The sequence below is a fragment of the Lentzea flava genome, from assembly GCF_014648475.1.
Classification (GTDB): Bacteria; Actinomycetota; Actinomycetes; order Mycobacteriales; family Pseudonocardiaceae; genus Lentzea; species Lentzea flava.
The window spans coordinates 1-7,477 of sequence record NZ_BMRE01000115.1 but is presented as its reverse complement, the minus strand read 5'-3'; the positions used below and the strand labels follow the sequence as shown (position 1 = coordinate 7,477).

2 protein-coding genes are annotated in these 7,477 nt (G+C 66.1%); one reads left to right on the top strand and one right to left on the bottom strand.

Annotated features, from left to right (window positions below; translation table 11 throughout):
• Positions 1-205, bottom strand: a 205-nt coding sequence (locus IEZ09_RS47270; protein ID WP_229813554.1) for a hypothetical protein, incomplete at its 3' end; no start/stop codon positions are given.
• A 144-nt stretch (positions 206-349) separates the two neighbouring features.
• On the opposite strand from IEZ09_RS47270, the gene IEZ09_RS45445 reads away from it, so the two are divergent.
• Positions 350-7,477: hypothetical protein (locus tag IEZ09_RS45445; RefSeq protein ID WP_370467813.1), on the top strand; the 7,128-nt coding region annotated here is incomplete at its 3' end.

The following is a 7,477-nucleotide window of genomic DNA, read 5'->3' as shown; positions in this document are numbered from 1 at the left end:
GGATCCCGAACAGGGTGGGTTGGCTGATGCCGTGGCTGTGCAGGGTGGTGGTCTTGCTGATGAGGGCGCGGCGGTTGGGCAGGTGCTGGCTGGTGATGGCGGCTTGCCGGGTGCTTCCAGGGTCGTGGAGTTGCAGGGCGGCGATTCCGGTGCGCCCATCGGTGCCGCGTTTCCCACGTCGTGGAACACGCTGGTACCCGACCATGGCGTCGTGGTCGCAGCCCAGGAGCCGGTCGTTGGGCCCGCGGTTCAGCGCGGCCGGATTCGCGGCCGACCAGGTGAGTTCGAGTGGGTGGAGATTCCGGGTGAGCCTGGGCGTAGGAGGATCAAGCACCTTTCCGTGCCTCCGGTGGAGCGTTCGGGGTTCGAAGTGCGGCGGTTCGTCGACGAGAAGGGTCCTGGCACCGAGCTGACGACGTGGATCGTGCTGGATCCGGACGGGCGGTATGACGAGCGCACCCACCGGGAGACGTTGCGGGCCGTGCAGCTAGGTGTCGAGTACTACTTCAACCGGGGAGGGCCGTACGGGGTGCCGTTGAAGAGGCCCAACGGTGATCGGTTGGTGTTCAAGGTGCTCCCGTGGCGTCCCGGCCAGCTCGTGCATCACGTGGTGACGATGGATCCGAGCCGCCCCATCGACCAAAACAACTGGCATCCCGGCATGCTGCCCGAGCAGGGCGCGCACGAGTACGGGCACATGCTCGGCCTGGTGGACGAAAACCTCGGCGGTGACGGCGGGGTGAGGGTCGAGGGCACCCTGATGGGATGGTGGGATCCGGAGAAGGTGGATTCAGGCCGCCTGCGCATGGACGCCGACCAGAACCGTCTCGATCCGGACGACGATCAGCACGATCCCCGATATGCCGAGGTGCTGGAATGGCACATCAGCGGCTTCGCGCAGCCAGAACCGGGTGACGCTCCCGTGTGGGAAGGGCGGGTGACGGCACCGCTTCCTCCCGGCTCTGTTGTCCCGGCCGCACCAGATCCGCACCGCGAGCACGATCGGCAACCACCGGCCGAGTCCAACCCGCAGCAGCCCCAGGCAACGCCCACGCCAAGTGGGCCTTCGCGTGGCGAGGTCGCCGCCGAGCCGGCAGGGAACACCGAGAGGCTGGATGTCCCTCGGCGTGGCGAGTCGTCGCCCAGGATCGAGGATCGGGACGCTCGGCCCCGCACCCCCGAGCCCCTCACTCCCGGCCGTTCGGTTCCAGGAAGGTTGCGCCGGGAATCCGCGGCATCGGGCAGTCACCTGTCGCCGTCATTCCTTCCACGCGGCAAACGCCGGCGTGGCTCCAGCTACTCCTCGATCGGGGATGAGCAGGCACGCGCCTATCGCGCGCGGTTCGAACAGCCGGAGATCAAGGATCAACCGGACTTCTCCCGGATCCGTTCGTCGCTCCTCGACCAGATCGTCGCCCTCAAGGAGACCAAGAAGGACTGGGAGACGTGGATCGGGCAAACGTTCACCGACACGAAGCTCAAGCAGCAGTTCGACCGGTCACTCGGAGGCATTCGTGAGGTGTGGCGCGGCTTCGAGATCGAAGTGCACGTGCCTCGGATCGGACCACCGTCGAACGCCGTCGACGACACCGCCGATCTCACGAAGGGGGAGACGGTCGAAGAAGCCAAAGAGGTGTCCGCGGGCCAGGTCACCTCTGAGCCGCTGAACCCGTTGCAGGGCACGGTTCCCGCCGGTCCGGTGAACATCTCCTTCGCCGCTTCCGGCGTCATCGGCAACGCGTCGGAACGAGGCACGGAGACGACAAAGACGGCGCAGGAGCGCATCGAGATCTCTCAGCCCGGTGCTCAGAGGACCCAGTCGCGGCACGACGTCCAGTACCGGGTGAGGATTCAACCGCCGGCTGGGCACTTCCAGAGGACGCAGCCGGAGCCGAGGGAATGGACGTTGTCTGTTCCGATGACGTTGTCGTGGCCCAAGCGGCGCGACATCGAAGAAAGCAGCGTGCTCTCGGAGAGCAGTGCACCCGGCACTCCGCGGACAGATCGACGCCCATCGGAAACGCTGGTGTACCCGGAGTTCCCAGCTGACGCTGACGCGTCGGTCAGGGCACGCACCCACGCCAGGTTCCAAAGCCAGCTGAAGGCACTTGAGCACGCCCGCTTCGTTGATATCGGGGACGTGTTCCGCAAGATCAGGCAGAGTCTGAGCCTGCGCGCGGATGACCCCGAGGTCACCGAGCTCGGGACCTGGTTGTACGGGCTCGGGCCCAAGTGCGGCACAGAGCTCGTCAAGGGCAAGCCGGAAAGTAAGACGTTCAGCTTCCAGGGCCGGAAACCGATCGAGATCACGGTGGCTCGGGAACTGCTGCCAGACCAAGGCGGAACTTCCCACCCGGCGACCACCGCGCAGCGAACGGTGCGACACATCCGGTCCGGCAGCCAGGAGCATTCGGTCACGAAAAGCGGTAAGCACGCGGCGGGCTTCGAACTCGGGGTCAGCACGGGCGAGACTCTCGCCGAGTCGCTGGGTGCGAAGCTGGAACTGAGCGTGAATGCCGGCAAGGTGAACGAGAACCTCGTCCAGCGGGCGTCCGCAGTCCGGCAAGAGCTCATCGAGAGCGTCAAGGGTGACTTCGTCGACGATACACGCGTGTTCCCGTTCATGGTCGTGATGTCGGAGCTGGACGGACACACCCACCTCGCTTCTCAGGATGCAGGCACCGATCACCGGTTCCGGCGGCACTCCCGTGGAGAGGCTTCGCCGCCGACATTGCACGTCACCATTGCCGCGGTACTGTTGTTCGCTCCCCAGGACACCGACAACTCCGACTCCGGCAGCTCGCACGGCTCCGCCAACGTGCAAGGCAGTGCGCCGGCTGGGAAGCGGGATCCCTCCGGACTGCGTCGCGACGAGGTCCTTGACTACCGGCAGAGCCGATCGCGGCTGACCGAACGGGCTCGTGAAGCCGTCATCGTTCAGGTTGTCCAGAATCTCTACGCTCTTGGCTACGTCTCAGGCGCTGACGACGTCAATCTCCTCCAGCGGCGGTTGCGCCGGTTCCTGCGTCAGGACGCGAAGGAGCTGCGCGGTGGTGACCCGAAGCGATTCCCGTTGCCGGGCAAGGACAAGGACCTGTATTTCGGCGGTGCAGCCGATCCTGGCCAGGTCAGGTACAAGGGCGTGGCGTCGAAGAAGGAACTGAAGGGCTACATCTCGGCCAGCGACCAGACGAAGCTCACGAACGACCGCAAGCGCTCGAAGGGCTTCAAGGTCGCCGTCGAAGGCGACGCCGGGATCGCCGAACTCGGCGGAGAAATCGAGGTGTCGCGCACCAAACAGCGGCAGGGCGAGCTGACCGAGGTGGTGGAAGAGGAGCACCCCTGGACTGGAGAGGACGTCCCGGTCCACCTCTACGAAGGTCTCTTGGAGCTCACGGTGAGGACTGGCAGAGACTGGAATGATCTCGACGAGCCGATGCGGTGGCGGGAGCCGGCACCGGATCCGCAGGATGCTCAGCCCGCCGGCCCACAGTCCGCCAACACGCGGTCCACCATCACGGCCAAGATCGAAATCGCGGTCCGGCAGCGGCCTGGCCGCGAGGCGAACATCGGTCCGCGTGAGGACGACGCTGAGACCGGGTGGATCGACGCTCGCACGCCGACGACCTTGGTTCCGAGCTTCCGGCGCGTGATGGACCTGCCGAAGCGGATCGACCTCGACTCGCAGGCCGTGCTCGCGGACCTGGGTTCGGAGACGATGGCCATGCTGGCCGTTCCGGAGCCGGAAGAGTTCAAGGACAAGGTGAAGGATCTCGCGAAACTGCTGGTGACAGGCAAGACACCGGTCCAACTCGGCATGCGCGGAGCGGAACACGCCGGCGTCGCGGACGCCTCGCGGAGGGCGCTCGAGGAGTGGGTGAGCTGGCAGTCGCGGGAGGGCCGCATGGGACTGGCAGAGGGCCCTGGCGACGAGTTGTGGGTGGAGAACTACAACAGGAGCGGCGCGGGAACGGTCGAGTTCGGCAGCCGCAGGATCGTCGGCACGGTGAAGCTCTCGACCACTCACGGTAACGGCCGGATCATTGGCGTGGACCCCGAGCACGAGTTCGCCAGCACCTACGTCACCCGAACGACTGTCAAGTCAGGCGAAATGCGGCGGACAGGGCCCGAGGCGACGGTAGGGGCCAAGGCCGGACTCGGGGAGAAGGCCACCCTGGAAGCTGAGGCATCCCTTGGCTACCAACGGGAATCGGAAAGTACCGAGACCGTCACCGTCGAAACGCGGACCACGATCAAGTGGGTCGAGCGAGGCTACCTGTTCGAGGTCGACGAGCAGGACCTCCTGTCGACATCGGTCAAGCACAGCTGGACTGGACCGTTCGGGGGCCACCACGACGGCCCGGTGATCGAGAACAAGAAGCTCAAGTACCGGCCGCGAGCGGTGAAGGCGTGGGTGACCGCCGGCGAGATCCCGTCGATCGGCGAGCTCAGCTCGCACGACATCGAGCACAACCTCCACCCGGAGGATCGCCGGGCTTACGAGGCTCGGCACCGCGGTCAGTCGGAGCCGGCGCAGTCACCAGAGGACGTGGAGGCCGAGTTCGCGCTGGGGACGCCTGAGCCGCTGCGGCCGGACATGGCACTCACCATCATGACTGACATCCGCGCGCAGCTGCGTGACTACGAGAAGACGATCAAGGATCCCGATGTGCGCGCGGAGTACGCCGGGCTGCATGACGAAATGGTTCAGACATTCGGCACGCAGCTTCAGCTCGGCGGGCTCAAGATGCTGACCAACATGCAAAACGGCGGCGTTCCCGTCTTCGGTGAACGGGTCGGCGAGCCGGGCAAGCTCGAACAGATGCTCGTGGTACGCGCGGAGCGCACTGACAACCGGCGTCTGGACCCGTCCGAGAAGTTCGGGGTCAGGGCCCAGGTTACGACAACCAGGAAGCAGAACACCGGCAAGAAGTCGGTCTGGAGCAGGGCGGTCAGTGTCGCTCTGCCACCGTCCATGCCGGAGTGGATCGGTGCCCGGGTGACCGAAGGCCTGATCTCGCCGAATGCCGGGCTCGAGGCCGAGACCGGCCGCGGGCAGGAGAATCGGTCGCTGGTCGAGAACTTGGCGAGCTACGAGTTTTCCGGTGGAGTGGATCGCCTCAGCAGCGGGTTGAAGATCTACGTGCAGGTCCGCCCGTGGGCCCGCTCCGGCATGTACCGCCAGCACGTACCCGGCCTCCGGCAGGCACCTCTGCACGAGGTGCACGACCTGCCCGGCTTCGAGCTTCCGCAGGCGATCCAGACGGCAATACCGTCCATCATGGACTTGAGCCGCGCTCCGCTGGACACGGTCGACACCCCGCTGAGTCAGCTGACGCAGGGGCGGGAACTGCTTGCCAACACGACGATCAGGGCGTTGCCGTTCCCGGCCAAAGGGTTGCACAAGTACCTGATCGGGCTGGTCCCCGACCTCAATTCCGGCCGTGCCTACACGCTGCTGGCCTCGACGACCGCGACACAGCTGGCCGACCACTTCATCACAGGTCTGTCTCCTGACGGTTATGTCGTCGACATCGGCAGCAAGTCCGTGGCCACGGCGCGGCTCTCCTTCGATCTCGGAAAGCGAGAGCTCCGCGAGATCCCAGGTGCCACGCTGCACAACGGCAGGTCCACGGTGGACAACACGGTCGAGGAGGTCGACCAGACCGTGAACGTCACCGCCGGTGTGCTCGGGGGTCTCATCGGTGAAGGTGCTGTCGAGAAGACGCTCGTCGAGAAGAAGTCCGAGACACCCGAGGCGGAACCGGAGGCCGTGAAGGAGAAGCCGCACAAGGCCTACCTCGTCAGGGCGGAGCTGCGCCCGACGGTCACGCTCACGTACCGCACTGGAAAGACCTCCGAACCGTTCAGGCCGGGCGAGGACGGAGCGGACGGGATCGTGTGGCTGCTGGTGGATCAGGCAGGCGCGCAGGCACTCGGCTTCACTGTGCCCGGCGCGGTGCCCGGCACTGCGCCGGACGCGATGACGGACGACCCACCGGCTCTGGCATCGGCGTACACCGGCGCGATGAGTGGCGTCGGTGATCTCGCGCTGTCGCAGGAGGCCTTGAAGTCGTGGATCGCCGACGTGGTCGCGTTGTCCTCGCCCGGCAGTGTTGAGCAGAACGATCTCCTCGACGCCACAACAGATCTACTGCGGCGGGTCAGCGACGCGCTGGGTGCCGTGCCGGATTCCGGTCTTCATGGGCAGGTGCGCGCTCTGGTCAACGACGCTGTGCTTGCCACCAGCCTGACTCCTGTCCGCGATCGCGGTGATCGATCCGTGCGGCTGCTGAGCCCCGATCGACTGGACGAGGTGCTGGATGACATCGCCGCCCATCTTGAGCGAGGAGAGAATCCGTTCACCACCACTGGCTCGTTCGTGCACGGCATCGACTACCGGCCTGACTCCGCACTGGCGGCGCGGCTGGCCGTGCTCGGAACGGTGAACCTGGATGACACAACCCGCCGGCGGGTGCTCACTGATCCGCTGTTCGCCATGTTGATCGCCAACCCCGCGGCGGCCACGGAGGCGCTGTTTGCCTCGACGGGACACGAGCCCCGGTACTTCCGGACTACCGGTGAGCCGGCCGCTGTCAACATGGCACTGCGGGATCGGGCGCCGACGATCGTGCCGCTGCTGCACGCCGGGGAGACGGTGGCAAAGGCGGTTGAGGACGGGCTGGTCGGTACCTCGCCTGAGTTCCGCACCCACAAGGATCACGTCCTGGGGCGGACACAGGGACAGCGGGTACGGGACCGGGTGGCCGCCGCACGGCAGGAGTTCGCGAGCATCAGGGACCGTGCCGTGAAGCTGAGCACGGCGACAGACCAGGACCCCGCTGCCTGGAGAGAACTGACCGCCCGTTGGTCGCGCACCATGCAGAAGCTGGCGGCGACGGACCTCACCGGATCCCGGCTGCCCGTGCTCACGCCGGAAACCATGCCAGGTCACCCACGCCTCAGTGGTGTCGCCTCCGCAGCGAAGAACATCGACAAGCCGTTGCGTCGCCATGCTCGAGCGGACGTGGCCCATTACGTGGCCGTGCTCGGCACCGTGCTCACCCCCGATCCAGGAGGAACGCGGTTGGGCATTGAGCTCGTCACGAACTCGTCCCAGGTGCCGCTCTCCAGCAGGTTGACCACACCTCATGCCCAGTACGGCTTCTGGTCGTGGCTCGCGGCGGGGTCGGGACACGTGCTACGCGGCACCGGCGATGCCGTCTACATCCGGGCTGTCCGGCTCGGCGGCAGAGACTTGATCGCGGTCGGCGACACCCGCCGATCGGAGCAGAAACTGGTCTCACTGCCGGACTTCAGCGCATTGGCTCGCAAGAACGGCTGGACCGCACCGCAGTCGCTGCTCATTGAAGACCCGGAGTCGGTGACGCCGGATCTTGTGGTGGGGACCGTGGACAGTCCGGTTCCGCTGGTTGATCTGGTCAGCGGGGAGTTCGTTGATTTGTCGGATGTGGTT